The following is a 26082-nucleotide window of genomic DNA, read 5'->3' on the forward strand; positions in this document are numbered from 1 at the left end:
CTGCGCAAGGCGGAAATTTACCTCGACTCGAAGGAATACGGAAAGTTCTGGTTCGGCCAAGGCAGCATGGCGTCGGACACGACCGCTGAGGTCGATCTGTCCGGCACGGGCGTGGTCGGCTATTCGCTGGTTTCCGATATGGCCGGTGGACCGTTTTTCCGCAACAGTGACGGGACGCTCTCAACGGTCCATGTCAAGGACGCCTTCACCAACTATGACGGCCTCAGCCGCAAGCTCCGCGTCCGGTACGACACGCCTTCGTTCGGTGGGTTCAGCTTTGCGACATCGGTCGGCACGCAGGTCGTGCCGGAAACGACCGACGTCACCGTGTGGGACCTGGCGGCTCGATACGACGAGACCTACGATGCTTTCAAGGTTGGTGCGGCGATTGCCTTTTCCAGGCCAGGGGACGGCAACTCGATTTACGACGCGTCCGTTTCCGTCCTGCATCTGGATACCGGCCTCAGCCTCACCCTTGCAGCGGCCTATTCCGACAAGGAGACAGTTGATGGACATTATGGCTACGTGAAGGTCGGTTATCAGGCCGATATTTTCGATGTCGGCAAGACCGCGTTTTCGGTCGACGCCTATTTCGGCAAGGACATTGCGGGCAAGGGCAGCGAGAGCGATTCCTTCGGGGCGCAGATCGTCCAGAACCTCGACTACCTGCAGACGGAACTCTACCTCGGAGCACGAACCCACTCCCTCGACCAGGAGACCGCCGACCTTCAGGATAGCTTCGCTGTTGGCCAACGGATGGCCCGCGCAGGATATCGACGCTCTGATGCCGTGGAACTTCGAGTCGAGCGTGGTCGGCTAACCGCTTACACCATACCGGCCAGCGGCTTCTGTAAACGCCGTATCTACAGGCCTCACAGAAGACCGCACTCGATCACATGACCTTCGGTTCAAAGACTTCTTGCATCACGGGCGGCAACCACAGAAGATTCGTCGGCTTTTGGGAATCATGAGAGTCAGACTCAGTGACGATTGGTATTAGTGGTCGTGAGCCTGCCTGTGCAAAAGGATGGGCATCACAAAATCGTCACCACGCCGGCCGCATCTCGATAGCGCGGCGGATTGCCTTTCGAGGTGATGACGAAGTGCTGCTTTTCGAGCAGTGTCAGGGTTGAACACTGACGATGTAAGCAACGATTTCGTCAATCTCGCTCGATGTCGCCAGGAAATTGGGCATGTCGGGATGTTCGAGGGGGACCCCTTTTGCCAGCGTCTCCCCGAGCGTCCCCTTTGGATAGCGCTCAGAAAACCTGCGGAATGGGAGTGCGTCCGGATGTCGGCTCGCGTCAATCGGTCCAATAGCGTGACAGCCGCTGCAGTTAGCCTCCGCCAAAAACCGGCCTCGTTCGAGCTCGGATGCCCCCCACGCCGATGAAGGAACCGATAGTAAGACCAGAAGAACTGACTTTAGTGACGACATGGTCACTCGGCGCGATTTTTCTATTGCGGCACGAGGATACTCTGAGACTAACATTCGCGCAAAGTCGAGGATTCGCTCGGCGTCCAAGGGCAACGCTGAGGAGCGCGGCGTGCACGGGAGTGGGCCTCATGTTCACCGATAGGGTCGATACGCTGCTCCGCAGACCTTCTGCCGGATCGACGCCGCACCAACTGTCCTGATGCGCTCCCGCAGCCGGAATACTTGGCGCTCGCTCAGGCGAGAAGGTCGAGATGAACCGCTGCAAGCTGCCGGCTGATCGGAAACCCTGCATAGCGCGTTCCCGTTTTCGCAGCGGCAGATGAGAATTTTCCGCTCGATTGTTGAGACCCTTGTGGGACCTGTGTTCGACAGCCGGCATAACGTCACGCTTGGCCGCGCCATACGAACGGAGCTTGTCGGTGATGATCCGTTTGGGCGGCATGCCTGCTTTCTTCATTAGCCTGATCAGCAATCGCTGCGCGGCTTTCGTATCGCGCCGGCTTTGAACGATTTCGTCCAGAACATAACCGTCCTGGTCAACGGCACGCCAAAGCCAGTGTTTGCGGCCAGCGATGGAAACCACCACCTCGTCCAGATGCCAGACGTCCCGGTGCGACGGCCGCGAGCGACGGATTTGCTTCGCGGAGGCCGGTCCGAATTTCCGACCCCATCGGCGGATCGTTTCATACGAAACGACGATGCCGCGCTCCAGCAGCAATTCCTCGACCAGGCGCAGGCTCAGCGGGAACCGAAAGTACAACCAGGCCGCATGGGCGATGATCTGTTGCGGGAAACGGTGGCGCTTGTAGCTGATGGCGGAATGCTTCATCCCACCATCTCAACGCCCCACTCGCTGACAGCAGGTTTATGTGACAACACCCCGTCGAACATTGATTAAGGCTGATTACGCTTCGAGGAAGGCGCGGGCAAACCCCGGCTCGGTCACTTCTATCGTTCCGTCCGGGAGCTTCAGGATGCGCTCAATTGCAGTTCCATAGGTCCGCATCCAGCCGTCGAGCATCGCGGCTGCACCATCGAGATCGCCGGCCTCGTAACGCTGCAGCGTCTTGTGCATCACCTTGGCGACGCTTACGCGCAGTTGCAGCAACATCAAGGCTGCGGCTTCGGGATCTGGTGCATCGAGCGTTCCTTTTTGATGGCCGCGGCTGAGCATATCCGCGATGATTGGAAGGCTCACGGTTTGAAGCGCTTCGTCGATGCGATGATAGAGAACGACGTTTTCCGGTTTGAAAAGGGCGTTGAAGGTGTTCTTTAACTGAGACGCCATATCGAGCTTCATCCGCCTGGAACCGGCGAACAATGCGTTCAATTGCCCAATTGCATCAAGCGTTGGATCCTCGATGAGCGGTTGCAACTCCTCCAGGTTCCTCTGGGCCAGCCGGGTGGCGACAGCCTCCAGAAGAGCCTCCTTTGAAACGAAGTAGTGGTAGAAGGCGCCCTTGGAGACATTTGCCGCTCGAATGACGTCGTTGACCGTCGTGTTCTCGTAACCGTGCTGAAAGAACAGCCGCTCGGCGCAATCGATCAGCTCGTTCGATCGGACTTCCGGCGGTTTTTTCGTTCTTACCATAAGCACTCCCAAGCCAGCGGCTTAGCACGGGTTAACACCGCGGTCCACGATCTCCAACGACAACGCCGAAACGGATCCTTGAAACAAACCGACCGTCGGTCTAGTTATGCAGAGCGGACTGGAAGCATTCAAGGAGTGTCTCATGCGGCTAGCTCGTTATGCAATCGCAGCGGTGATCGTCGTCGCCATCGGCGCGGTCGGTGCCTGGTATCTGTTTCGCCCGGTTCCCGTGTCCGTCATTGTCCCGAAGCGCGGCGATGCGGCGGAGATCATCTATGCCGATGGGGTCGTGGAGCCGCGCACCTGGGCAAAAGTCACGCCAACTGTTGCCGAGCGGATCGTCGAACAGTGCAACTGCGAGGGTGAGCGCGTCGCCGAAGGCGATGTGCTCGCCCGCCTCGACGACACCGAGGCGCGGGCAGCTCTCGGCGAACTGCAGGCGCGGCTGACGCTGGCGCAGGAAGAGTATCGGCGCAAGGTGGCGCTGGCCGAGAAGAGCACCATCAGCGAGCAGGAGGTCGACCGGGCGCGTAGTGAACTCGGCCAACTCGAAGCGCTCGTCGCAGGCCGTCAGGCGCGTCTTGCAACCTATGTGCTGAGAGCGCCGAGCGCCGGTCAGGTGCTGAGGCAAGATGGCGAGATCGGTGAAGTCGCGGATCTCGGCACGGTGCTCTTCTGGGTCGGGGAGCCGAAACCGCTGATCGTTACGGCGGAAGTCAACGAAGAGGATATTCCGCGCGTCGAAGTTGGTCAGCGCGCGCTGCTAAGATCGGATGCTTTCCCCGACCGACAGCTGGAGGCGACTGTCGACAGCATCACGCCCAAGGGCGATCCAGTGACGAAGACCTATCGCGTGCGCTTCCGCCTGCCGGACGACACGCCGCTTCGGATCGGCATGTCGACCGACCTCAACATCATCGTGCGGGTGTCGCAGGGCGCTTTGATCCTCCCGACCGTGGCACTGGAAGGAACGAAGGTAGCGGCGATCGAGGGCAGTCATCTCACGATCCGCACATTGAAAACGGGCATACGCGGCGCCGAGGGCGTCGAGGTTCTCTCCGGACTGGACGAGGGCGCCCGCGTCGTCTCGCCTTTCCCAACCGGTCTTGTCGATGGCACGCGCGTCAAGGTCTTGCCTACCCCAGGGAAATGAGTTCGCCATGCACCTCATCTTCGACATCGCATTGACGCACATCTCCGGCAGAGGCCGGCAGACGATCGTCGCGATGCTGGGGGTCGCCGTTGGCGTCGGCTTTTCCATCGCGATGGCAGCGCTGATGCAGGGCGGCCAGGACGATTTCGTCCGCCAGCTCGTTGACACGATGCCGCATGTGCAAGTGACCGATGAGCATCGTACGGCGCGGCGGCAACCGGCGGAGGACCTGTTCGATGCGGCAGCCATTTCCGGCCTCAGGCCGCGCGACGACCGCCGCGGCATCATCAACCCGACCGCAGCGCTCTCTTGGATCGGCGGCTGGATCCCAGGCCGCTTTGCCGCAACCCTCAGGGCACAAGGCGTCATCCGCTATTCCGGCCATGAGGTCGGCGCGGCCGTCATCGGCATCGATCCGCAGGCGGAACCTCTGGTCTCGCCGATCATTGGGGATTTCAAGGCGGGCAACTTCGCCGCACTTGCCGCCGGCGGTAACAACGTCGTGATCGGCGACACCATGGCATCCCGGCTAGGCGCCAAACTCGGCGATACGATCACCGCCGTCTCCTCTCAGGGGCTTAGCCGTCGCTTCAAGATTGTCGGACTTTTCCACACCGGCACGACGGCGCGCGACGAAGGCGAAGCCTATGTACTGCAGAAGAATGCGCAGATCCTTTCGGCACGCCCGAACGCGATCAACGAGATCAACATCAAGCTCGACGACCCGAACACCGCGCCGACCGTCGCACGCCGCATCGAGGCGGAACTCGGCTACAAGGCGGTCGCCTGGCAGGAGGCGAACGAGTCGATCCTCGAGGCGCTCGTTGTGCGCAATGTCATCATGTACACGGTCGTTGCGGCGATCATGCTGGTCGCGGGCTTTGGCATCTTCAACATCATCTCAACGATCACGCACGAGAAGGCCCGAGACATAGCCATCATGAAGTCGCTAGGCTTCACCGAGGCCGACATGCGCATCCTGTTCGTACTCGAAGGTGTGGCAATTGCGACAGCCGGCACGCTCATCGGTTGGGCGCTTGGCTTTGCCATGGTTTACGCGCTCTCGCTCGTTCGCTTCGAGATATCGACGACCGGCCAGGAGATGACCCGTCTTCCGATAGCCTGGAGCATGCTGCACTATCTGATCGCCGCTGCCTTCGCGCTCGGATCGGCAGCGGTCGCCGGTTATTTGCCCGCAAGGCGGGCAGCTCGCGCCAATCCGGTCGATATCATCAGGGGAGCGACATGAGCACGCTGATCGAAACGAGGGATCTGACACGCATCCTCAGAGAGACGGTGCCGGTCACCCTGGTGAGGGACGTGTCTCTGAGCATCGGCGAGAAGGAATTCGTCGCGGTTACCGGTCCCTCAGGCTCGGGCAAGTCCTCGCTTCTGTATTTGCTCGGCTTGCTCGATCGGCCAACTGACGGCTCGGTCAGCATCCGCGGCCGGGACACGGCCCTGATGGACGAGGACGAACTGGCCGCCATGCGGCTTGCCAACATCGGCTTCGTTTTCCAATTCCATTTCCTCCTGCCGGAGTTCACGGCCCGCGAAAACGTTGAGCTGCCCATGCGCAAGCTCAGGCATCTCGGCCGCAACGAGATGCGCCAAAAAGCTGGCGACCTGCTTGCTGCACTGGGTCTTGCAGATCACCTCGACAAGCGTCCCGACCAGCTTTCCGGCGGACAGCGCCAGCGCGTGGCGGTGGCCCGCGCGCTCGCCAACGATCCGCCACTGATCCTCGCTGACGAACCGACAGGCAGCCTCGACAGCCAGAGTTCCGAACAGGTCTTCAATATCCTGAAAAGGCTGGTGCGCGAACAGGGCAAGACAGTGGTCGCGGTTACCCATGACCTCGACATGGCCTCGCGCATGGACCGGCGCCTTCATCTCATCGATGGTCGCTTGACCATGGGGGCAGCCACGACCGCCATTTCGGTCGGCTCATGACACGTGAAGGCTGATGCCCGACGGGGGTGACGTTGGCCCTCACAGAGCCTCGGCCAATTGGCGCTTGTCGATACTGCGTTACTTTTCCATTGGGATCCGGACAGACGGGTGACGATCACCACGCAGCTGGGTTCGGTCAATTTTGTCAGTACCGATGTTACCCGCAAGGCCGGCGACGGCTCATGAAGACGAGGGAAAAGCGCCAGCAGGAGGGCCAGATCGTTTACGGTGTTTCGAAGACCATCGGCTCCGGCAACGACATCCTCATCTCCGGCTCGGCGATCCGCAGTGGGGCGGATGTCACGCTCAAGGCGGCTGACGAGATCAACATCACTGCAGCGCGAGAAGAAGTTGCCACAACCTTCGGCAGCAACCGCGGAACGTCCGAGCAACATAGTGGTTCGGCGATTGCCGCCGGTGGGTCGATCGCCGTGACTGCCGGCTCGGACAAGGGGGATCACGACCTCAATATCGTGGGGAGCAGGCTCCAGGCGAAGGAGCGCGTCGATCTGAAGGCCGCCGACGACCTGACGATTGCCGAGCCCGCGACAATTCCACCCTGGATCTTTCCTGGAAGTGGGGCCGTACGAAATCATCCAGCCGCAGTGAAACGAAAACGGCGGTTGGCTATTCGGTTTCCGGCGGCACGGGCGTTACCACCCGTTCGGATGGCGATACGCTGGTCTCGGCCTCGAACCTCGGAGCCGGCACCAAGGACTGGAAGGCTGACCTCGACTTGAAGTCGGTAGGCGACATCGTCATCTCGTCGGGCAAAGACAGCCACGAGATGCGCGAGCAGACCTCGTCGAAGGGCTTCCTGAAGAAGAGCAGTTCGTCGGTGGAGCGCGCGGACGAGCCGACTGTCGCAAGCGATTCTGAACGACAACGACAACGGAAAAGTCGGCGACATCCGCCTTTCCGCCGGCATTGGTATCGGCGGCGGCATCGGGCTCAATGGCGCGGGAATCGGCCTGACCGGCAACGTCGGGGCATCGACGGGCAAGTCGAAGTCCGACGGCACGGTGAATTCACGAGATCCGGCGGCACTGTAAGGCAATCGGATCAGGATGGAGATGTGTGAAGAGGTGGGAGACCTCCTGAATTCGTGAACATGGTACGAGGTCGTCCCGTTCCTCGGCGCGCTTTCCGAAAACCGATCGTTGCCGATTAATGTTCAGTGGTTGGCCTTGGGCTGGCCCAACTCGCTATGGAATGTCGGGGCGAACGGTTGTCGGCCGAGTGTGGCCCGAAACGTCGCGAGCGCCGCGCAGCGAGGAGGCGATCGCTCGCACCCTTGGCATTGCCTGTCACCCCCCTGTCATGCGGTTTCGGTAGTGCAGCGGCGCACAGGTGCACGCAACCTGCGCGTCACTGACAAGAGGGCACACTAATGACGAAAATTGAAGGCCGTTTCTCTAGGCGCACGGTGCTGAGAGGCGGGGCGGCACTCGCAGCCACTGCGGCCGTCTCGCCATATCTGGTATTTCGCGCTCACGCGGCGCCCGCAAAGGGCGAACTGGCCATGATCGCCGGCACGCCGAACCCGAAAGGTGCCTTGGAGAAGCTCTATCTGCTTAAAGGTGACCCCCTTGCGGGACCGATCCAGTCGATCGTCACCGAAACTGGGGCGTCGGTCCCTGCCTCCGGGCTTGAGCAGGGCGAGCGCCGACTGGTGCGGCTGCTGCACTTCAACGACATGCACAATCACATCACCGAAATGCATGCGAAGAAGGGCGACACACACGTCTTTTCGCAGATGGTCAAGCAAGTGAAAGCGCTCCGCGCCGGCGCCGCCGCCGACGAGGTGGTCTTGTTCATCTCCGGTGGTGACGACCACACCGGCTCAATCTTCGACGAACTGATGGGTTGGTCGCCAAAGGAATTCATCGCTGATGCCGGATATCGGGTCTATTCGGCCGGAGGCGTCGATGTTGCGGTGCTGGGCAATCATGAATTCGACCGTGGCGCCGAAGTGCTCAAGAAAGGCATCGCCACAGATGCTCGCTTTCCGCTGCTCTCCGCCAATGTGCATGGATCGGCTTTCTTGAAGCGCGACGATGACTACGTGGCCGCCGCCATTGGCGAGGTAAAAGGACTGAGGATAGGCTTTGTCGGCCTCACTACGTCCGTCGATACCCGTGTTGGGCAGCCCGCCGATCCGGGGTTGGCGGTTGCGAGCCCGCTCGATGCGGTACGCAACGTGCTGCCGGCGCTGGCCTCCATTACCGACATGGTCGTGGTGTTGTCGCATTGCGGTTATGGCAGCGAGCAGCACAAGAGCGGTAAGGCTGGCACAACACGGACCACTGGCGAAGGCGATTTTGCAATCGCCGAAACCATTGCTCCGCTGACGGACAAGCCGATCGTGATCATCGGCGCTCACACACACACCAAGCTCAATGCCGAGGGCATAGACCCTCACAATATGGTCGAGGGCGTTCTGATCACCCAAGCCCAGGCACACGGTGCCTTCTTGGGTGAGATCGTGATGTCGATCCGCGCCGAAAATGGTCGCAAGGGATGGTTCAGTTCAGTTGGGCTGCGTCCCACCAAGAGCCGAGACGAGCGCGTCAAGGCTGGCGAACCCGGCTTCGAAGCTCTCGAACAAGAGGAGGACTATGATGTCGATTTCGAACAGACCCACGTGGCGCCGCTGATCAAGGCGCTTGATACCCGTCTGAACGAAGTTATCGGCCAAGTGCCCGACGACCAGCTTGTCTCGACCAAGCGCACCTTCGCCGACCGCTATGTCGGGGAAACGGCCTTGGCAAACTTCATGAACGATGCCCTGGTCAAACGTTCAGAGAACTTCCCGAATGGTCGCATCGATATTGCCCTATTCAACGCCTCAGGCCTTGCGTCCGGTCTGTCGCAGGGTTCGCTCAACTTTCGCCAGTGGTATGATGTAATGCCTTATGCCGATGGCGTGCACGTTGCGACCATGACCGGGGCGCAGATCCGGGACATGCTCACGAGCAACGCAAGACGCATCCTGCGACCCGAAGAGGTCGACAAGATCGATGCTTCGGCTTTTGTGTCGCGTGGGTTCCTGCACTTTTCTTCCGCCTTGCGTTATGCCATCAAGCTCAATGGCAGTGCTCGCGAGGCCGAGGCAGTCGACATCACCATAGCTGGCAAGTCGATCGAGCATGCACTCGATCAGGATTTCAAGGTGGCGTTCAACACCTATGTTGCGCTGGGTGGATTTGGCGAGACCTGGAACGGCAAGCCGGTAGGCGGCGACGTCCCCGGACAGATCCCCAGCATGGATCTCAGGAGCCTTCCTTTTGACCACACCGGAATGGTCTATCGGAATGAAGTTGTGGCGATGATCCGCGAAGTCAGGACCGTAGGCGTGCAAACCGGCGTGGCGTTGGACCAACGTGTGCGTGTCGTCCGCTAACGCAGCCGCTGGATGGCTCGATGCGCCATGAACCGCAATGCCGCGTCTCCGAAGGAGGCGCGGCATTGCGCGCGACGTGTTGCACGCCTAGACGTTATGACGGTGTTGCTGGCATCTCGAAGGCTATCGCGGCATCCTGCAGATCGACGGATACACTGCCTATAACCGTGTTGCTCGACCTGAGCGCGGAAACGGCGGCGCTCTTTTGGCGGGGTGCTCGGCGCATGGTCGCCGTCGGTTTTACGAGTTGCACGCAAACGACAGCTCAAAGGTGGCAACGGCGACAATCGAAAAGATGGGCGCACTTTGGTCGATTGAGGAAAAGGTGCGCGGACAACGCCCCGATGTTCGCGTAGCCGCCCGCCAGGAGGCCTCCGCTGCAGTCGTTGCCGATCTCTACAAACTCTGGCAGGACACGCTGCCCCGCATCTTTGGAAAATCAAAGCTCGCCGAAGCCATTCGCTATGCCCTTAATCGAAAGGAAGCCTTCGAACAGTTCCTCCATGACGGGCGCATCGAGATAGACTCCAACTTTGTTGAGCGTGCAATCAGGCCTCAGGCAATTGTTTGGAAAAGTAGCCTATTTGCCGGAAATGCCCGCGGCGGAAGGACTTGGGCCACGCTCTCTACGCTCATCCAGTCTGCCAAGATGAACGAAGTCGATCCGCTGGCATGGCTGACGCAGACGCTTGAGTGTATCGCCGCAGGTTGGCCATCAAGCGATCTCGATGCTCTGATACCTTGGAACTTCGAGACGTAACGGCCTAACGTCACCGCTTACCACGGGTCTTGGCTCCGCCCGGGTAAGGAGCGGCCGCGACCTCCAGACCGATGTCACCAGTCCCGGTGAATGCAAAGAGTGCGACGTGCTCGCCGCGCCCTCCAAGGGGTTCGCGACCGACTGCGGCCCATGCGTCCTGCTGGCCAGCCTTTGTCACAACCGTCTCCGACGCAAGCAGCGGTGTATCAAAGCGCTTCGTGGCCTGTTCTATCTTGGCTGCCACGTTGACTGTATCGCCAAGCACTGTGAATTCGAGGCGATGTTCGTCGCCGACAAGCCCATAATACATCTCGCCGCTGTGGATGCCGATTCCGACGCGGATCGGCGGATCGAAACCGCGTTTGGTGTTCCATTGGTCTACGAGCGCGAGAATCCGGCGAGCGCAGGCTATGGCGCGAGCACAATCATCCTCCCGTGGTTCTGGGATACCGAAGACAATCAGAGCGCCGTCGCCTATAAATTTGTCGATCACACCGCCCGACGCCTCGGCTGCACGCATGACGCGTCGCCGAAAGGAGGAAATGAAGACGGACAGTCTCTCCGGATCTAGCTTTTCTGCATAAGCGGTGAACCCGCGTATATCGGCAAACAGGATAGTGCCCTGTTGCCGGCGACCCTGCCGCCACGTAGCAATATCATTCTCTCCCACCAATGGTGCGATTTCGGCCGGCAGGAAGCGGGCAAGGTTTGCGCGCTTGGCTGCCTCACTCGCTATGCGGATCAGAAGGCGCCGAGAACGTGCCATCGCCAATGCCGTGATGAGGCCCGTCAGCATCAACATGATAGCGCGCATGATGTATGGAGGAAGTGAAAGGAGGAGACTTACACCCTTACCGGCAATTGCCGCGTTCCCAATGGCCGTCCGGCCAAAGCCAAGCGCTACCGCGACGCCGACTATCGCCATCATTGTTGCCAACGTGGCCCATAATTGGACGAGGGGCCGATAGCGAAGCGCGCCGACGGCAAGAAGCAGAGGTACGGCCCAAATGGTCGGTATGGTCGCCACCCAATTGCCCGCCAGACCGAGATCGTTCAGTGCAAAATAGAGACTGGCCCCGACAACCGCTGCGTCGCCGGTAGCGAGCGCAAACGCCATCCAGGGCCGAAACCAACGGCTGATCACGAGCAGGAATGACGTGATGCCGAGAGCCAGAAAGGCGGCTACCGTCGTCAGCGCCGTCACGCGAAGCTGGGTCAAGTTGTACTCTTGGGCAAAGCCGGCCGTTTCAGAGGAGACGAGAAGACCGATCGCGAACAAGACAACGCCGACCGTGATCCGAATCCATCCGATCGTGTATTCGGCTTCTTGTTCCGCTTCCCAGAATGCGTTTTCGACGGACTTGCTCGTCAGACTGAGCTGGTTTGAATTGGACTGAGAAGCATCGAGCTGAAATTTCGCCATCAACATACCCTCCGCACGGGCGAGGCGGCTGGGCCGTCTGCGCTTCACATACTAGCTTGGCAGAACCGATTACGTGAGAGGCTGCAATCCGTGGCGGCCTTTGCCCGACGCTTTTGACCGCGATCCGATTGGTTGGGGTTGGCGTCGCTACACTTCCCGCTTCCACCGCACGGCGCCTCCGAAAGCAGCGCGACCGTGCGCTCGGCATATGTGATCAACCCGGCAGGTATCATTCGCGCCATCGTCTGGTATCCGATGAATGCAGGACGTTCCGTCGACGAATTGCTGCGCCTTGTCGCCGCACTCCAGGCAGTCGAGCGTGAAGATGCTTCGGCGCCAGAGGGGTGGCGGCCCGGCGATGCGCTTGTCGAGCAGGCGCCTGCGGCGCATGGCGAAGATGAGCATCTGCGCGAGGGCGAAACCTGGTATTTTCGGGAGAAGCGCGCATGAGCGGTACATCGAAAGTCTCGCTTGGGACGATGATCGCCAAAGCGCCGGAGGCGGCGGGCTTCATGCGTCTGTTCAGCAACGCAAACCGTCTCATGCCGCTATGCCAAATCGCACGCCATGAATGCTCCGTCAGCGACATCCAGGAAGCGCTTGGTGTCAAGCAACCTGCACTTTCACAACAACTGGCGGAATTGCGGCAGGCCGCCCTCGTCAAGACGCGGCGGGAATCACGACAGATCTATTATTCGATTGCAGATGGTAGAGCCGAGGCGGTCATGGGACTGCTGTTCGATCTGTTTTGCGGCACGGAGCAGAGTGGCAATGCCGAGGTCGCTGCTCCCAAGCCCAGAAATGACGAACTTAAGGCAGCAGACAACCTGTCAAGAAAGGGTGATGCCGCCCATTTCGCGCGCATGGACCGGGCCGAATAGTTTCGTAAGAATTGTAAACGAGGTGAGCCATGTCCGTGATCCCCATCGTAAAATCCGATGGGAATAGACCCGGGCTGACCTCGCGCGAGCTTGTCGAACTGTTTGCGATCTCGCGCGCTGCCCCCGTTCTGAAACCATGTTGGAACCATGTTGGCCAATCTGGAGGCTGGATTGCCGGTCGGGGAGGGGGGATGCGTCACTTGCGCCACTCCGACAAGACGTAAGCAATGCACATCCAGGATACTTCAGCTCGGCGACAACGCTCTCGTATAAGCACTGGAGGTTGGTCTGTGAGATGCCGCGCGGGATCGGCACCCGGACGCGAAGGCGAGGCGACAACGTTTCTTGGAGCCGCTCAACCTAACTCCGAGGGCGGCGGCGCCTGTGCCGAACTTCAGAGCTTAAGCCAGACGTCGCAGTTCGACAGGTCGGTGCACGACCGCCACTATGGCGAAGAATGCCACCACCCCGGCTATGCCGATGGCCACAGTCATCCAGATGGAAGGCACGACACCGATCCCTGCCATCGACATCGACATGGCGAGCGGCGCAATCGCCGACATCATCTGTTTGGCTGAGGTGGCCCAGCCGAGACGACTGCCATATCCCTTTGGTCCGAACAGTTCGAGCGGCAGTGTCCCGCCGACGATGCTGGTCAGACCGGAACCCAATCCAAAGCAGATAGCGAACAGGACCGCGCCCGGCAGCCAAGGTGTCGTCATCAGGAGGATCGTCAACCCGATTGGCAAAAGCGCGGTTGCAATGACAGCCAGCCATGTCTGCGACAGTTCACGACCAAAGAGCAGGTTGATCAGACGACTTGCAACCTGAGCCGGGCCGAAAAGCGAGGCGACCAGGAGACCTGCGGCACCATAGCCGAGCGCCTGTGTCAGCGGCACCATGTGAATGAGGATCGCTGACAGCGCATAGCCTTCGATTGCAAAGCCGAGCAGCATGAGGGAGAATACTAACGTTCCGTTCGGAATAGTGCGGTGTTCGCTAACGGGCGCGATCATTGCCTTGGAAGCGGATATGGCGGTCGTTGTCAGACGTGCAAGCGCCGAGTGCACCGGCAGGCAGACGAGGAAGTTCAACGCTGCAAACAGCAGGTAGACCTCCCTCCAGGACAGAAAACCGTGCAGCCAGGATGTCAGCGGCCAGAACAGCGAGGACGCGAACCCCGCGATCAGTGTCAGGTGAACAATCGACTTTTGAGCTTTGGCTCCCCCGGTCTGGACGATTGCCGTGAAAGCGGTGGCATAGAGAACAGCGACCGAGACTACCTCGGTCAGTGCCAGTAAAACAGCGAAGGTGATGGGCCCGGTGGATAGGGCCATCAAGACGAGGGATGCGGATGCCAGCAGCGATCCTGCCGCCATCAATCGGCCTGCACCGATCCGGTCGGCGAGGTACCCGGACAGGGGGGCGGCAAGGCTGCCAACGAGAAGAGCCACCGAAAAAGCTCCGAACACCCATTGCTGCGATCTGCCGATGTCTCTTGCGATCTCCGGCACCAGGATGCTGAAGGCATAATAGAGCGTGCCGTATCCAACGATTTGTGATGCGCCGAGGCCCGCCAGTGCCCATTTAGGAAGCGTCCGTCCTTCCATGATCACGCTCGCTCTTCTTCAACGATCACAGTCGAACAACCGCAGCCGGCTTTTCCCTCGGATTTGGCGGTTGCGTCGGCGACACAGCAGGCATCCGTTTTTACAGGTGCAGGCCCTCCGCAGCATCCCGATGATGTTGCATTCACTGCGAGGTCGACGGAGCAAACGCCGGTTTCGGGAAGGACAAGTTCGACCCGTCGTGCGGCGACATGATCCCCTGCGAGTTCGGCGACGACGGAACGAACCTGTTCGTAGCCGGTCTTCATCAGGAATGTTGGAGCGCGGCCATAGGACTTCGAGCCGACGATATAGAAATCCCTCTCCGGATGAGCGAGTTCGATGACGCCGTGGGGTGGGACGGTTCCGCAGGAATGAAGGTTCGGATCGATCAACGGAGCCAAGGCTGGCGATGCCTCGACGGCAGGGTCAAGTTCAAGGCGCAGTTCTCGCAGAAACGACAGGTCGGGCCGGAAACCTGTCGTGACGACCACATGGTCGAGCACCAGCATAACTGGCTCTCCATTGGAGACGGCTTCGACGACCACCTCATAGCCGTCGGATTTCACGCTCCTGGCGGCAAAGGATGTCAGCATTTTGAGGCGGCCCTCGTCCATGGCCTTCTTGGCGGCCAATCCGAGGGCGCCGCGCTCGGGAAGTTGGTCATTCAGGCCACCGCCGAGCAGGCGAGCCACACCATGATGGCGAAGTGCCCAGAAGATTTCAGTCGCCGGATCACTTTGCTGTAGTTCCAACAGAGCCAAGGCGACATTGATCGCGGAGTGACCACTTCCTACGACCAGCGTTCGCTTGCCGGCGAAGTCAGACCGCCTGGTCCCGGCAACATCTGGAATTCCATAGGAGAGCCTGCCGGAGGCGCTTTCACCAACGACGGGCAGGCCGTTGATCCCCATCGGGTTCGGTTGTGTCCATGTGCCGGATGCGTCGATTACGGCCCGTGCCAGGACGTCGTGCTCACCCGCCGGATCGGTGTATCGAACCACGAACGGTGCATCCTCACGGCCATTTGATGAGACCTTGTCAAAGCCTTGACGCGTGATCGCCGTGACTGCAGCGCCGAGTTTCAGGTTGGCGGCGATCTGAGGAGTGCCGGAAAGCGGAAGCAGATAGTTTTGAACGATCTCGCGACCCGTCGGCACACCATCGGCCTGAGGGGCGTTCCATCCATGATCATCGAGCAATCGCCGCGCGGCATCGTCGATGTTGTATTTCCAGGGCGAGAACACCCGCACATGCCCCCAATCGATAAGAGACGAACCGACGGATGCCCCCCTTTCCAGGACAAGCGGTGTGATACCCGCCTCGACCAGTCTGGCCGCAGCCGCGAGGCCAACGGGGCCAGCGCCGATCACGGCCACAGGGAGGTTGCCATCAAAGGTCATCTGCCTATCCTTTCGTATTTCTGGAAATTTCGAAATTAAAGCGCAAAAAAATGCGCTCAGGCTACGGTTTCGTCGGTCTGCTTCGAGCAAGCTGCATCGGCACAGCACTCGTCAGCAAGGTATCCAATCAGCGCATTCATATGCTTGTAGTTCGCGGTGCAAATCAGGGTCGTGGCTTGGCGGTCCTGGATGACCAGGCCGGTGTCGATCAGACGCTTCAGATGATGGGAAAGAGTGGACGCCGGAATCTCAAGCTTTTCCTGAAGCCTTCCCACCGGCAGGCCATCGTCCCCGGCACGCACAAGCGCACGGTAAATCTGCAGGCGGGTAACGTTTCCAAGGGCTTCGAGTTGGGAAGCTGCTTTTTCTATAATCATGGAAATAGCCTACGTCCCCGATTGCCATCTGGTCAAGTCTTATTTCCACTATTGTCGAAATAACCGCGAGGCGGCGACCCTGATCGTCTCACGGTTGCTGCTGCATGTCAGATGGCCTTGAGCTGGACACGCTTTTCCAGCTTCTCCGCATCCTCTTTCCGCTCGCTGTAGCGATCAGTAAGGTACACGGAAGCGTCTCGGGTAAGCCACGTGAACTTCACCAGCTCTTCGCAGACATCGACGACGCGGTCATAATAGGACGATGGCTTCATCCGTCCATCGGCGTCGAACTCCTGGTAGGCCTTGGCAACCGAGGACTGGTTCGGGATCGTGATCATCCGCATCCAGCGACCGAGAATGCGCATCTGGTTGACCGCATTGAACGACTGGCTGCCACCTGATACTTCCATGACCGCCAGCGTCTTGCCTTGGGTCGGTCGGACGGAGCCGAGCGAAAGCGGTATCCAGTCAATCTGGGCCTTCATGATGCCGGTCATCGCGCCATGCCGCTCCGGGCTGACCCAGATCTGGCCTTCGGACCACTCGGAAAGGTCGCGCAGTTCTTTCACCTTGGGATGGCTGACGGGTGCTTCATCGGGAAGTGGCAGGCCCTTGGGATCGAACATCCGCACCTCGCATCCGGAGTGCTCCAAGAGACGGCGGGCTTCGTGAGCGAGAAGTCGGCTGTAGGAGATTTCCCGGAGTGAACCGTAGAGGATCAGGATGCGCGGCTTGTGTGTCGAGAAGGTTGGACGCAGCGCATCGAGATTAGGCATGCGCAAGTGCTCGGAAACGGCGGCGGTAAGTGCTTCAGACAATGCGCCGCCCCTTCTCATCGAGGACACGTTCGCCGTCTTCCTTCGTGAACGCACCCTTGTGGGTGTCCGGAAGGATTTCGAGGACGACTTCGGACGGACGGGAAAGACGCGTACCCATCGGCGTGATGACGAACGGACGGTTGATCAGGATCGGGTCCTTCAGCATGGCGTCGAGCAACTGATCGTCGGACAGATCCGGATTATCGAGGCCCAGTTCCGCATACGGAGTGCCCTTCTCGCGGATCGCCTCACGGATTGTAAGCCCCGCATCGGTAATCATCTGCACGAGCTGGTCGCGCGTCGGTGGCAAGTTCACGTATTCGATGACAGTCGGCTCGATTCCCGCATTGCGGATCATCTCCAGCGTGTTGCGGGACGTGCCGCATTCGGGATTATGGTAGATGGTGACGTCCATGATCATGCCCTTTCGGCAATGGTTTTTTCGACGGAGGTGTTCTTGGCGACGGCAGGGCTTGCTTCGTACCAGTCCTTGGAGTGGTTCACGATCCAGACGACGGACAGCATCACCGGCACTTCGATGAGGACCCCCACGACGGTTGCCAGCGCAGCACCCGACTGGAAGCCGAATAGACTGATGGCAGCCGCGACCGCGAGTTCGAAGAAGTTTGATGCTCCAATCAGTGCGGACGGGCCCGCAACGCAATGCTGTTCGCCGGACATCCGGTTCAACAGGTATGCCAGCCCGGAGTTGAAGTAGACCTGTATCAGGATCGGAACGGCAAGCAGCGCGATAATGGTCGGCTGGGCGATGATCTGTTCGCCCTGGAAGCCGAACAGCAGGACCAGCGTTGCGAGCAATGCCACCAGCGACAGAGGCTGCAGCTTGATCAGAAGTCCATCGAGAGCCCTCGTCGTGCCATCGGTCATCAACATTTTCCGGAGGATCTGCGAGATCGCCACGGGGATGAGGATGTAGAGCGCGACCGAGATCATCAGTGTGTCCCACGGCACGGTGATGGCGGAGAGGCCGAGCAACAGGCCGACGATGGGGGCGAACGCGACGATCATGATGGCGTCGTTGAGCGCGACCTGCGACAGCGTAAAATGGGGCTCGCCTTTGGTGAGGTTCGACCAGACGAAGACCATGGCGGTACAAGGTGCCGCAGCGAGGATGATCAGGCCGGCGATATAGGAATCGATCTGGTCAGCGGGGAGCAAGGGCCTGAAGAGCCAGCCGATGAACAGCCAGCCGAGCAGGGCCATTGAGAACGGCTTGACCGCCCAATTGATGAACAAGGTGACGCCGATCCCGCGCCAGTAGCTGCCGACCTTGGACAAGGATCCGAAGTCGATCTTCAACAGCATGGGAATGACCATCAGCCAGATGAGGACGGCCACGGGGATATTGACCTTGGCGACTTCCGCCGCACCGATCGCCTGGAAGACGCCGGGCATCAAGTGTCCAAGCGCAATGCCGACGAGAATGCAGAGAAACACCCAGACGGTGAGGTATCGTTCGAACGAGGACATCAGCTTGCCTTTTCCTGGGGTTGCGTGGCGCCTTCCATCCTGCCGATCTGCCGAAGGTGCTGTTCGAGCGCGAGCTTGTCGATCGAGGAATGCGGTAGGCTGAGAAACGCCGCAATCCGGTTCTTGAGGAACCTTGCTGCCTGGGCGAATGCCTTTTGCACTTCGATGTCGGTGCCTTCGACTGCTGCCGGGTCTTCGACACCCCAATGGGCGGTCATGGGATGCCCAATCCACACAGGGCAGGCTTCGCCTGCCGCGCTATCACAGACGGTAAAGATGAAGTCCATCTGCGGTGCACCTGGCTCGGCGAAGACGTCCCAGCTTTTCGAGGAAAACCCCGTGGACGGATATCCGAGCGCCTCAAGCTCCTTGATGGCGTGAGGATTGACCTCACCCTTTGGATTGCTGCCAGCGGAATAGGCGCGGAAGCGGCCCTTGCCCTCGGCATTGAGGATGGATTCTCCAAGAATAGAGCGAGCGGAATTGCCCGTGCACAAGAAGAGCACGTTATAAACGCGGTCAGACATTGTCCTTGTCCCTAGTGGTGTTGATCCGGGTTCTGAGAGTTACGAGAACTCATGCGGTCGCCTTTGCGGGCGGGCAGCAGGGCATGAGTTCGGCAATGAGTGGGGTGCAAATCTCCGCGTTGCCGCCACAGCAGTCCTTGATCAGGAACAACGTCAGCTCCCGGAAGACGTCAAGGTTTGCGCGATAGACGATTGAACGGCTATGCCGCTCGCCGGCGATCAGGCCAGCTTGCGTCAGTATCTTGAGATGCGCAGACATCGTGTTTTGCGGCACGTCGATGGTTTTCGCCAACTCGCCGACGGGCAGGCCGTCAGGCTCGTGTTTGACAAGAAGCCGGAACGTGTCGAGGCGGGTGCTCTGAGCAAGCGCGGCGAGCGCGGTAATCGCTGTGGAACTATCCATATATCCACACTGATGGATATGTTGTGCCTCGTCAATAGTTAATCCAGAATATCCGCTGCGAACGCCAATCTTCTTGACATTGGCGGGGCGTTCTGGAGCCTGCTGATCGGCCTCGTCGCATACCTCGTCGTGAACGGCCGTCTGCCGCGCCATTGCGGTACCGTGGTCCGAAGTGAGCCGATTGGTAGAGGGGCAGCCCGGGCGAGGCGGCGTGAGGGCCTAGCGCAGAGGCCCATAGCCCTGCTCTGCGGTCAAGCCAGCCATCGCGCATCCTGCGAGGAAGAGGAGGAGGAGGAAAACTGCCGGTATCGTGACGAGTTTCATGCTAGCGCCCCGCCGAACCTTGGCTGGACTGCTCGCTTCGTGAAAGCCGTGACACACGCGTCACAGGGTTCAACTATTCTTGTCGAACTCCGCGGCATTTCGAAGGACCTCCCGCATCCTTGTACGCCAATGGTCGCCAGACGCCTTGAACCAATTAACCACCTCGGTGTCCAAGGTGAGGGTAAGCTTCGTCGTGGAACTGTCGGAGGGGAGAGGTTTCTTCTTAACGGCTCGCCGGCGCTCGAGAACTGCTGCACCAAATCATCGGTGGGCCGGGGAAAAACTGCTTTGGCCATAGGCTAGCCTTATCTTGCTGCTCGATAGGGATCGATTTATAGAGCTGATTTATCACTTCCAGCCATCCGCTGCACTGGATATTCAACCTTGGTGACAAAGTGGGATGCGTAGCTGCACGGCCGGCACCGCACCAACGGTTGCTCAAGTGATGGTCTGCGAGCCCTTCAAGTTAAAAAAAAAGCGCTCCGGATAGCTCGAACGACGCTTGTCTCTTTCTATGAGAGCTTTGCCAGCACGGGCATGGGCGGGGACCCGCACGCGCAGAGCTTGCGTTCAAACGTCTGGTGCCATAGGCACTTGGCTAGGCGTTCACTTAGCGACCTGTCTTCAAGGAGGTCATGGTCTAGACGAGGGACAGTGTGTGCCGGCGCGACAGGTTAACCTCGCAAGGGGTAGGTGTCCGGAGAGGAAGCAAAAATAGGGGGACCTCGAGAAAATCACGACGATCGCAAGATGCCGAAATGCGACGTCGACTATTCAGCGTTCGCCTCGTGCCGGTGTGGCTTGAACTCGACAAACATGGATTTGAGTTCGATTTCGCGGACGCGCCGTGCCGCTTCTTCGGGACTAACCCAAGCAAGGACCCGCTCGCCCTTTTCCTTGAATTTGTTCGCAAGGCGGGTGGCTTCTATCTGGTAGACATCAACGACACATGGAATGAAGTCGCCGTCATTCATCATCTTCAGATATGTGTAGCTGCCAAGAGCTTTCCTCCTGACTATTCCCCGGATGCCGGCTTCCTGTAGAGCTTCGGTTTCCGCGACTTCATGAGGCTTCTTGTTCTTTATTGGCCACCCCTTTGGGATGACCCAACGACCGCTATCGCGCGAGGTTACAACCAGTATCTCAATACTGCCGGAGGTGTAGCGGAAACACAGGGCGGCAAACTGCTGTCGAAACGCCCCCGTGAACAGCTTGTCGGGAGCCGCTGCTAGGCGTTGCAGGAGCGTCTTGGGCTTTTCTCTTGCGTCTATCTTGCGTTTCGTGATCGCCTTCGAGCCTCATGCAACTGCGGGCAGCCTTATCCGATCGACATGTATGACAGTCGACCTACATGTCAACGTGGCTTGGAGCGTTGGCCATCGGCCCGCCATTGCGAGTGTTTCGACAATGGCGCCACAAAAAATGGCAAGAGGTCCTCGGGATGGGAGCGCTGCGTGCCATCTCCAGTCAAATGCTCAAAAGCGTGAGGGGAACGGCTCACGGCGCCGTTTGCCTCAGAAATCTTCGAGACAGTCCATGAGCTCTTTCCTGTTGATATCCGCGGCTGCAGCTGTAAATGCCGGCATCAAGGCACGTGCGGCACTTATGTCAATGTGACGCCGCTACTGCACTCGCGTGGCAAGCAGAGCAGATCCTTCAGCGGAGCCACGGCTTGTCGGGCCGCTCAAGGCTCGCAATGCGTTGACGATCACTGCGATGTCTATGCCTTCCTGCAGCAGGGCTCCTGCGACCGGTGTGATGTAGCCCAAGGCAGCGAAGATCATCGCGATGCCTGACAATGCCAGCCCGGCGACGACGCTTTGCAACGCGATTTGCCTGGTACGCCGTGCGATCTCGACAGCGTATGGCACGCGATCGATCCGCTCGACCAGAATGACGACGTCCGCTGCCTCCGACGAAGCGGTCGCCCCGCGCGCGCCCATGGCGATCCCGATGTCGGCCGCAGCCAGGGCAGGCGCATCATTGATACCGTCACCCACCATCATCGTCGGCTGGCGAAGCTGTTCGGCCGCAACGGCTGCAAGCTTTTCAGCCGGACTTCGATCGGCATAGACTTCATCGATGCCAAGGGACGATGCGACGGTGCTGGCAGTTCCGGCGTCGTCGCCGGTAACCATGATGATGCGCGAGATGCCGGCTGCATGAAGCTGAGCCAATGCGATCGGCGCCTCCGGTCGGATTGCGTCCGCCAATAGGAGGAATGCAGCGATCCGACCGTCCACGGACACATAGATTGCGAGTCCGGAGCTGCCCTGGCGGGCCGATGCAGCCGAGGATGCCCATGTCGGCACTTCGTCATCACCAAGCACCAACGCACGTGAACCGGCACGCACGTGCCTGCCGGCGACAATGCCTTCCAATCCGGAGCCGCGAAACTCCCGGACATTTGTCGGCGCTGAAAGGGACATTCCATTCGTTCGCGCCAAGCCAACGATCGTCTCGGCCAAGACATGGTGTGAAGCCTGTTCGAGAGATGCGAGCAAGCGCAGGATTTCATTGGCGTCATTATCCGGCGCCGTCTCCAGGCAAATCAATCGCGCTCCGCCTTCCGTCAATGTCCCGGTCTTGTCGAAAATGGCAGTGCGGATAAGCGCGAGCGCTTCGAGCGCGCCGCTTCCTTTCATCAGGATGCCCGCCCGCGCGGCGCGCGAAACGCCGCCGATGAAGGCCACCGGTGCTGCAAGAATGAGCGGGCAGGGGGTAGCGACAACGAGCACTGCGAGCGCCCTCATGTGGTCGGCCGATAGCCACCAGGCAAAGGCTGCGACCAGAAGCGTCGCTGGCAGCAGCAGCAGGGCAAAACGATCGGCCATCCGGATGAATGGTGCTTTTGCGGTCTGTGCCTTTTCGACCATGCGCACGATGCCGGCATAGGTGCTGTTGCTGGCGGGAGCCGACGCGCGATAGTGGAAGGCTTCGCCGGCATTGACTGTGCCGCTTCTCAGCTGATCGCCCTTGATCCGCGTTTCGGGCAGAGGTTCGCCGGTTACGGCTGCCTCGTCCACCTTGGCACGCTCATTCAGAAGATAGCCATCGACCGGCAAAAGCTCGCCGGCCCTCACCAGCAATTCGTCGCCTGTGACAATCTCGTCGGCTGCAATGTCGGTGACTTTGCCACCAGCAAGCCTGTGGGCAATACGAGGCGTCCGATCGCGAAGCAACTTGAGGTCGCGCTCGGCCTTGCCGCGTGCGTAGTCTTCCAGAAGATTGCCGCCTGTATACATCATGGCAACCACTGCACCCGCCAGCGGCTCCCCCATGGCGATCGATGCCACCATGGCAACGAGCGCTATCGCGTCCACGCCCAACCGACCTGCCCGGAAATCCCGCACAATCGCGATTGTCAGCGCCACAACGACGGGAACGGTCGCAACGCTCCAAATGAGGTTCGCCGCCGGGACCCAGTCATACGGGACCCAGTCATACCATTGCGCGACAAGTCCAACGATCGTCCCGGCAAGGGCGATCAACAGGAACGCAAGATGGATTGAACCGGCGATCATGCCGCTGGCATCTCCTTTGTGTCGTCCTTAGCCAGAAGGTAGAATGCCCGGCATCCCGTCACCCCTGGAAGCTCTGCTGTTTCGATCAATGCGCCATGAGCACTGGCACCGTTGCTGTTTCCAACATCGAGCGGGTGACCCCGCCAAAGACCCGCTCACGCATTCTCGAGTGGCTATAGGCGCCCATGACGATCAAGTCCGCCGAGGCATCCTGGGCGTATCGATTGAGCACTTCGTCGATGCTTCGCCCTTCGCTCGGCAGCCGCTCGACAGAAACCGAAATCTCGTGGCGAACGAGATATCCCGCAATGTCGGCGCCGGGCTCTTCGCCGTTGCGGCCGTAACTGGCACGTGGGTCGATCATCGTCACGTACACATCGTCGGCACCGGAAAGAATGTCCAATGCCTCGCGAGCCGCGCGAGCGGCCTCGAAGCCTGAATCCCAGGCGAGTACGACCCGCTTCGGTGTGAGTGTCGCCGTTTTGCCTTTGGGCACGATCAAAACCGGCCGTGCCGACTGAAACAACGCCGCGTCTATTGCACGTGATCGCAGCTCCGGGTCGGCCGTCAGGCCATCGCCGACCAGTATGAGATCCGCATAGCGCGCGCGAGCTCCGATTTCGTCATCTGCCCAGGCAAGTTCCGTATACATTGTGGCGACGTCGAAGGACGTTCCTGGGCGATCCAGGATTGCCTTGGCCTTTTCCGCAGCCTCCTCAAGCAGGTTCATATCGCGTTGGCGCTGATCAAGCCAATCGACGGAAACTGCGGCGACATAATCGCCGATTGGCGGTGGGGCTGCGAGTTTGACAATCAACAGTGAAAGGTGTGCTCCGACGGACGCGCAAATTTCCGCAGCAGACAGCAGGTGCTGTTCTTTATGGTGGGTTCCGACGACAGCAAGAATGGTTTTATAGGTCATCGCAGTCTCTCCCGATGATCCGCCCGAAGGCCAGTTCGTTCAATCTATCGTTGATGCACACCAACGCATTGATCCTCGTCAACTGTGGCGGGCGATGGGAGTCTATGCTGGGCCATGAGGCGCGTTCGCCTGCTGTGCTACAAAAATGCTCTCTCTTCGTTTCTGACGTTGGGCCGTGTCATCGCAGCATTGAAACCAGGCTGAGGTTGCTGATCAGCTATTTCGGGGGGTGTGCGGATGGAAGAGCTTATCTCGAGGCTTGGGATTGCCTTGGCGATTGGCTTGCTTGTCGGTCTGGAAAGGGGTTGGCGTGAACGGGATGCGCCGGCCGGGAGCCGGACAGCGGGAATACGCACCTATGGTATCGCTGGTTTGCTCGGAGGCGTCTTTGCTGCCTTGACCGAGGAGCAGGGGGTTGTATTTGCCGCCGGTTTTATCGGCTTCGCTATCAGTTTTTCCTGGTTCAAGATCAGAGAAGCCAGGCATGACAACGACTTCAGTGTGACCGGCGTCGTTGCCGGTCTGTGCGTCTTTGCCCTTGGCGGCCTGGCAGTCTCGGGCGACTACCGAGCTGCCGCCGCAGGGGGGGCAGCATTGGCGGCGGTTCTGTCCAGCCGTGACCTACTGCATGGCTTGCTCCAGCGCCTGACGTGGGTGGAGCTGCGCTCTGCACTGTTGCTTGCCGTCATGACGGCGATTGTTCTGCCTCTGCTTCCCGATCGCCCGATCGATCCCTGGGGTGGGTTCAATCCTCGCGCGGTCTGGTTCTTCACGGTTCTAAGTGCGGTCATTTCCTACGTCGGATACATTGCGGTTCGCTTGCTGGGGACGACAAAGGGCTTGATCGTCAGCAGTCTTGCCGGCGCACTCGTTTCATCGACGGCGGTAACAGTGAGCTTCGGGCAGAAGGCGGCCAGTGGCGGACAATCTTCACCACTGGCAGGTGCCGCAATGCTGGCGGCGACCGTATCGCTTGCGCGCGTACTTACCCTGGTTCTTGTGCTGGCGCCTTCACTCGTCCTTGGCCTGGTTGCGCCCATGTCTGCCGCAGCTCTGGTTTTTGCGCTGTGCGGAGCGATCCTGCTCGCACGGAACACCTCCAAGGACAACGCTCAGGTCGCCGCTCACAACCCCTTCGATCTACGCTCGCTTTTGATTTTCGCAGGGATGTTTGCCATCACGATGACGCTCAGCGCAGCCTTGGCCAGCCGGGTCGGCAATGCCGGGATCCTCGTGGTCTCGGCCGTGTCGGCCCTTTTTGATGTCGACGTTTCAATACTCAGCTCCCTCCGTCTCTTGAACCATTCCGCAGGTTCAGACACCGTTAGGTCAGCGATCCTGGTCGCGCTTGTCGCTAATGCGTTCGGGAGGCTGGCGCTTGCAGCGATCGCTTCGCCTATAACCTATTGGGGTCGGCTGACGATTGCCACGATCCTTGCCCTGAGCGCTGGTGCCGCCGCTTACGCGTTGTGGTGATCGGTGGCGCACGAGGCGCGTGACGATTGACACCGGCTAGGGTCCCGGGTGCAACTCCCGTTTGACCAGGACCAACGTTGGATCATCGGCAACCTGGGTTATCTCGAAACCCATCTCGCGCTCCAGGTTGATCGCAGCCCGGTTTGCGCGACTTTCTAACGATTCGATACTCTTGAGACCACGGCGCTCCGCGTACTGCGCAATATGGGAAAGCAACGTCCAACTGACGCCAAGGTGTTTATGGTCGGCGCGCACCGAGAGGACGACCTCGCCCCGAACAAGGCTTTCGTCGATCGCTAGAGCCCCGACTGCCACCAGCATCTCCGCGGGCGAGAACGCCAGAAAGTTGATGATCCTGGGATCGTCGGCGCGCGTGATCGCCCGTAGACGTTCGTGCGACACTTCCTTCATGCCGGACAGGAAGCGGAAAGACAGATCTTCCGGCGTAACGTGGGCGAAGAAGTCGGCGACGAGCACTTCATCGGCAGGGAGCGCATGCCGAACGCGGAGCCGAACTCCCGATTGAGTTGTTAGGTCTGCCTGGATGTCGCTTTGGGCCTGCATTGTACGGTCCTTCCCAGGTTGGCAACGCTGCTTGTCTTCCTTTT

General features: G+C 59.8%; 23 protein-coding genes and 3 pseudogenes. 10 read left to right on the forward strand and 16 right to left on the reverse strand.

What is annotated here, in order from left to right:
* Window positions 1-900: pseudogene (locus tag BLJAPNOD_RS28070) on the forward strand (hypothetical protein); the annotation flags it as partial.
* Window positions 901-1123: 223 nt separating this feature from the next.
* On the opposite strand, the gene BLJAPNOD_RS36495 reads toward BLJAPNOD_RS28070, so the two are convergent.
* The 3 genes and pseudogenes from BLJAPNOD_RS36495 to BLJAPNOD_RS28085 all read right to left on the reverse strand — a co-directional run bounded on the left by BLJAPNOD_RS36495 (window position 1124) and on the right by BLJAPNOD_RS28085 (window position 3029).
* Window positions 1124-1492, reverse strand: a complete 369-nt coding sequence (locus tag BLJAPNOD_RS36495; protein ID WP_343215833.1) for a cytochrome c — start codon at window positions 1490-1492, stop codon at window positions 1124-1126.
* A gap of 184 nt (window positions 1493-1676) precedes the next feature.
* Window positions 1677-2267: pseudogene (locus BLJAPNOD_RS28080) on the reverse strand (IS6 family transposase); the annotation flags it as partial.
* 75 nt (window positions 2268-2342) lie between these two features.
* Window positions 2343-3029: a TetR/AcrR family transcriptional regulator gene (locus tag BLJAPNOD_RS28085; RefSeq protein WP_115422249.1), complete on the reverse strand. Its 687-nt coding sequence runs from the start codon at window positions 3027-3029 to the stop codon at window positions 2343-2345.
* A gap of 142 nt (window positions 3030-3171) precedes the next feature.
* Between BLJAPNOD_RS28085 and BLJAPNOD_RS28090 the strand changes: the two genes are divergently transcribed.
* The 6 genes and pseudogenes from BLJAPNOD_RS28090 to BLJAPNOD_RS28120 form a co-directional block, all read left to right on the forward strand.
* A complete protein-coding gene (locus BLJAPNOD_RS28090) occupies window positions 3172-4182 on the forward strand; it encodes an efflux RND transporter periplasmic adaptor subunit (protein ID WP_115422318.1) in 1011 nt (336 codons plus the stop codon).
* Window positions 4183-4189: 7 nt separating this feature from the next.
* Window positions 4190-5431: an ABC transporter permease gene (locus BLJAPNOD_RS28095; RefSeq protein WP_115422250.1), complete on the forward strand. Its 1242-nt coding sequence runs from the start codon at window positions 4190-4192 to the stop codon at window positions 5429-5431.
* On the forward strand, window positions 5428-6135 hold the full coding sequence (locus tag BLJAPNOD_RS28100) for an ABC transporter ATP-binding protein (protein WP_115422251.1): 708 nt from the start codon (window positions 5428-5430) through the stop codon (window positions 6133-6135). The genes BLJAPNOD_RS28095 and BLJAPNOD_RS28100 overlap by 4 nt, the downstream gene beginning before the upstream one ends.
* A gap of 182 nt (window positions 6136-6317) precedes the next feature.
* Entirely contained in the window at window positions 6318-6875 is a 558-nt protein-coding gene (locus tag BLJAPNOD_RS28105; protein WP_115422252.1) for a hemagglutinin repeat-containing protein, read from the forward strand.
* A gap of 650 nt (window positions 6876-7525) precedes the next feature.
* Complete coding sequence (locus BLJAPNOD_RS28115; protein WP_115422254.1) at window positions 7526-9538, forward strand: 5'-nucleotidase C-terminal domain-containing protein; 2013 nt, start codon at window positions 7526-7528, stop codon at window positions 9536-9538.
* Window positions 9539-9650: 112 nt separating this feature from the next.
* Window positions 9651-10298, forward strand: a pseudogene (locus BLJAPNOD_RS28120) (IS66 family transposase); the annotation flags it as partial.
* 10 nt (window positions 10299-10308) lie between these two features.
* Here BLJAPNOD_RS28120 and BLJAPNOD_RS28125 read toward each other — a convergent pair.
* Entirely contained in the window at window positions 10309-11721 is a 1413-nt protein-coding gene (locus BLJAPNOD_RS28125) for an adenylate/guanylate cyclase domain-containing protein (protein WP_115422255.1), read from the reverse strand.
* A 195-nt stretch (window positions 11722-11916) separates the two neighbouring features.
* Between BLJAPNOD_RS28125 and BLJAPNOD_RS28130 the strand changes: the two genes are divergently transcribed.
* Both BLJAPNOD_RS28130 and BLJAPNOD_RS28135 read left to right on the forward strand, forming a co-directional pair.
* Window positions 11917-12171, forward strand: a complete 255-nt coding sequence (locus BLJAPNOD_RS28130) for a hypothetical protein (protein ID WP_199566049.1) — start codon at window positions 11917-11919, stop codon at window positions 12169-12171.
* A 29-nt stretch (window positions 12172-12200) separates the two neighbouring features.
* Window positions 12201-12602 (forward strand): metalloregulator ArsR/SmtB family transcription factor, encoded by a 402-nt coding sequence (locus BLJAPNOD_RS28135; RefSeq protein ID WP_244611127.1) that lies wholly within the window; start codon window positions 12201-12203, stop codon window positions 12600-12602.
* A gap of 401 nt (window positions 12603-13003) precedes the next feature.
* On the opposite strand, the gene arsK is transcribed toward BLJAPNOD_RS28135, so the two are convergent.
* From arsK to BLJAPNOD_RS28195, 11 genes are all read right to left on the reverse strand, one after another.
* Complete coding sequence (gene arsK / locus BLJAPNOD_RS28140) at window positions 13004-14212, reverse strand: arsenite efflux MFS transporter ArsK (protein ID WP_077504534.1); 1209 nt, start codon at window positions 14210-14212, stop codon at window positions 13004-13006.
* A 2-nt stretch (window positions 14213-14214) separates the two neighbouring features.
* Window positions 14215-15612, reverse strand: coding sequence for an FAD-dependent oxidoreductase (locus tag BLJAPNOD_RS28145; RefSeq protein WP_115422256.1), 1398 nt, complete (start codon window positions 15610-15612; stop codon window positions 14215-14217).
* 56 nt (window positions 15613-15668) lie between these two features.
* Window positions 15669-15989, reverse strand: coding sequence for a metalloregulator ArsR/SmtB family transcription factor (locus tag BLJAPNOD_RS28150; RefSeq protein ID WP_077504532.1), 321 nt, complete (start codon window positions 15987-15989; stop codon window positions 15669-15671).
* A gap of 107 nt (window positions 15990-16096) precedes the next feature.
* Window positions 16097-16825: an arsenical resistance protein ArsH gene (gene arsH, locus BLJAPNOD_RS28155; RefSeq protein ID WP_115422257.1), complete on the reverse strand. Its 729-nt coding sequence runs from the start codon at window positions 16823-16825 to the stop codon at window positions 16097-16099.
* Window positions 16800-17228: an arsenate reductase (glutaredoxin) gene (arsC, locus tag BLJAPNOD_RS28160; RefSeq protein WP_115422258.1), complete on the reverse strand. Its 429-nt coding sequence runs from the start codon at window positions 17226-17228 to the stop codon at window positions 16800-16802. The genes arsH and arsC overlap by 26 nt, the downstream gene beginning before the upstream one ends.
* Window positions 17225-18298: an ACR3 family arsenite efflux transporter gene (gene arsB / locus BLJAPNOD_RS28165; RefSeq protein ID WP_115422259.1), complete on the reverse strand. Its 1074-nt coding sequence runs from the start codon at window positions 18296-18298 to the stop codon at window positions 17225-17227. Before arsB ends, arsC begins: the two co-directional genes overlap by 4 nt.
* On the reverse strand, window positions 18298-18825 hold the full coding sequence (locus tag BLJAPNOD_RS28170; protein WP_077504529.1) for an arsenate reductase ArsC: 528 nt from the start codon (window positions 18823-18825) through the stop codon (window positions 18298-18300). The genes arsB and BLJAPNOD_RS28170 overlap by 1 nt, the downstream gene beginning before the upstream one ends.
* Window positions 18826-18874: 49 nt before the next feature.
* Window positions 18875-19228 (reverse strand): metalloregulator ArsR/SmtB family transcription factor, encoded by a 354-nt coding sequence (locus tag BLJAPNOD_RS28175; RefSeq protein WP_115422260.1) that lies wholly within the window; start codon window positions 19226-19228, stop codon window positions 18875-18877.
* A 1094-nt stretch (window positions 19229-20322) separates the two neighbouring features.
* Window positions 20323-20838 (reverse strand): NUDIX hydrolase, encoded by a 516-nt coding sequence (locus BLJAPNOD_RS36225; RefSeq protein WP_077504526.1) that lies wholly within the window; start codon window positions 20836-20838, stop codon window positions 20323-20325.
* A gap of 336 nt (window positions 20839-21174) precedes the next feature.
* Window positions 21175-23076 carry a heavy metal translocating P-type ATPase gene (locus tag BLJAPNOD_RS28190; protein WP_077504525.1) on the reverse strand — a complete coding sequence of 634 codons (1902 nt, stop codon included), beginning with the start codon at window positions 23074-23076 and terminating at the stop codon, window positions 21175-21177.
* Between the two features lie 85 nt (window positions 23077-23161).
* Window positions 23162-23998, reverse strand: coding sequence for a universal stress protein (locus BLJAPNOD_RS28195; protein ID WP_077504524.1), 837 nt, complete (start codon window positions 23996-23998; stop codon window positions 23162-23164).
* 237 nt (window positions 23999-24235) lie between these two features.
* Between BLJAPNOD_RS28195 and BLJAPNOD_RS28200 the strand changes: the two genes are divergently transcribed.
* Window positions 24236-25474: an MgtC/SapB family protein gene (locus BLJAPNOD_RS28200; protein ID WP_077504523.1), complete on the forward strand. Its 1239-nt coding sequence runs from the start codon at window positions 24236-24238 to the stop codon at window positions 25472-25474.
* Between the two features lie 36 nt (window positions 25475-25510).
* Here BLJAPNOD_RS28200 and BLJAPNOD_RS28205 read toward each other — a convergent pair whose 3' ends face one another.
* On the reverse strand, window positions 25511-26038 hold the full coding sequence (locus BLJAPNOD_RS28205; RefSeq protein WP_077504522.1) for a GNAT family N-acetyltransferase: 528 nt from the start codon (window positions 26036-26038) through the stop codon (window positions 25511-25513).
* Window positions 26039-26082 lie beyond the last annotated feature (44 nt).

Source organism: Ensifer sp. M14, from assembly GCF_003355565.1.
GTDB lineage: Bacteria > Pseudomonadota > Alphaproteobacteria > Rhizobiales > Rhizobiaceae > Ensifer.

Excerpts from the sequence above, each read along its gene's own strand:
- BLJAPNOD_RS36495 (WP_343215833.1), bottom strand. The coding sequence starts at position 1,492 with ATGTTAGTCTCAGAGTATCCTCGTGCCGCAATAGAAAAATCGCGCCGA.
- BLJAPNOD_RS28085 (WP_115422249.1), bottom strand. The coding sequence starts at position 3,029 with ATGGTAAGAACGAAAAAACCGCCGGAAGTCCGATCGAACGAGCTGATC.
- BLJAPNOD_RS28090 (WP_115422318.1), top strand. The coding sequence starts at position 3,172 with ATGCGGCTAGCTCGTTATGCAATCGCAGCGGTGATCGTCGTCGCCATC.
- BLJAPNOD_RS28095 (WP_115422250.1), top strand. The coding sequence starts at position 4,190 with ATGCACCTCATCTTCGACATCGCATTGACGCACATCTCCGGCAGAGGC.
- BLJAPNOD_RS28100 (WP_115422251.1), top strand. The coding sequence starts at position 5,428 with ATGAGCACGCTGATCGAAACGAGGGATCTGACACGCATCCTCAGAGAG.
- BLJAPNOD_RS28105 (WP_115422252.1), top strand. The coding sequence starts at position 6,318 with ATGAAGACGAGGGAAAAGCGCCAGCAGGAGGGCCAGATCGTTTACGGT.
- BLJAPNOD_RS28115 (WP_115422254.1), top strand. The coding sequence starts at position 7,526 with ATGACGAAAATTGAAGGCCGTTTCTCTAGGCGCACGGTGCTGAGAGGC.
- BLJAPNOD_RS28125 (WP_115422255.1), bottom strand. The coding sequence starts at position 11,721 with ATGGCGAAATTTCAGCTCGATGCTTCTCAGTCCAATTCAAACCAGCTC.
- BLJAPNOD_RS28135 (WP_244611127.1), top strand. The coding sequence starts at position 12,201 with ATGATCGCCAAAGCGCCGGAGGCGGCGGGCTTCATGCGTCTGTTCAGC.
- arsK (WP_077504534.1), bottom strand. The coding sequence starts at position 14,212 with ATGGAAGGACGGACGCTTCCTAAATGGGCACTGGCGGGCCTCGGCGCA.
- BLJAPNOD_RS28145 (WP_115422256.1), bottom strand. The coding sequence starts at position 15,612 with ATGACCTTTGATGGCAACCTCCCTGTGGCCGTGATCGGCGCTGGCCCC.
- BLJAPNOD_RS28150 (WP_077504532.1), bottom strand. The coding sequence starts at position 15,989 with ATGATTATAGAAAAAGCAGCTTCCCAACTCGAAGCCCTTGGAAACGTT.
- arsH (WP_115422257.1), bottom strand. The coding sequence starts at position 16,825 with ATGAGAAGGGGCGGCGCATTGTCTGAAGCACTTACCGCCGCCGTTTCC.
- arsC (WP_115422258.1), bottom strand. The coding sequence starts at position 17,228 with ATGATCATGGACGTCACCATCTACCATAATCCCGAATGCGGCACGTCC.
- arsB (WP_115422259.1), bottom strand. The coding sequence starts at position 18,298 with ATGTCCTCGTTCGAACGATACCTCACCGTCTGGGTGTTTCTCTGCATT.
- BLJAPNOD_RS28170 (WP_077504529.1), bottom strand. The coding sequence starts at position 18,825 with ATGTCTGACCGCGTTTATAACGTGCTCTTCTTGTGCACGGGCAATTCC.
- BLJAPNOD_RS28175 (WP_115422260.1), bottom strand. The coding sequence starts at position 19,228 with ATGGATAGTTCCACAGCGATTACCGCGCTCGCCGCGCTTGCTCAGAGC.
- BLJAPNOD_RS28190 (WP_077504525.1), bottom strand. The coding sequence starts at position 23,076 with ATGATCGCCGGTTCAATCCATCTTGCGTTCCTGTTGATCGCCCTTGCC.
- BLJAPNOD_RS28195 (WP_077504524.1), bottom strand. The coding sequence starts at position 23,998 with ATGACCTATAAAACCATTCTTGCTGTCGTCGGAACCCACCATAAAGAA.
- BLJAPNOD_RS28200 (WP_077504523.1), top strand. The coding sequence starts at position 24,236 with ATGGAAGAGCTTATCTCGAGGCTTGGGATTGCCTTGGCGATTGGCTTG.
- BLJAPNOD_RS28205 (WP_077504522.1), bottom strand. The coding sequence starts at position 26,038 with ATGCAGGCCCAAAGCGACATCCAGGCAGACCTAACAACTCAATCGGGA.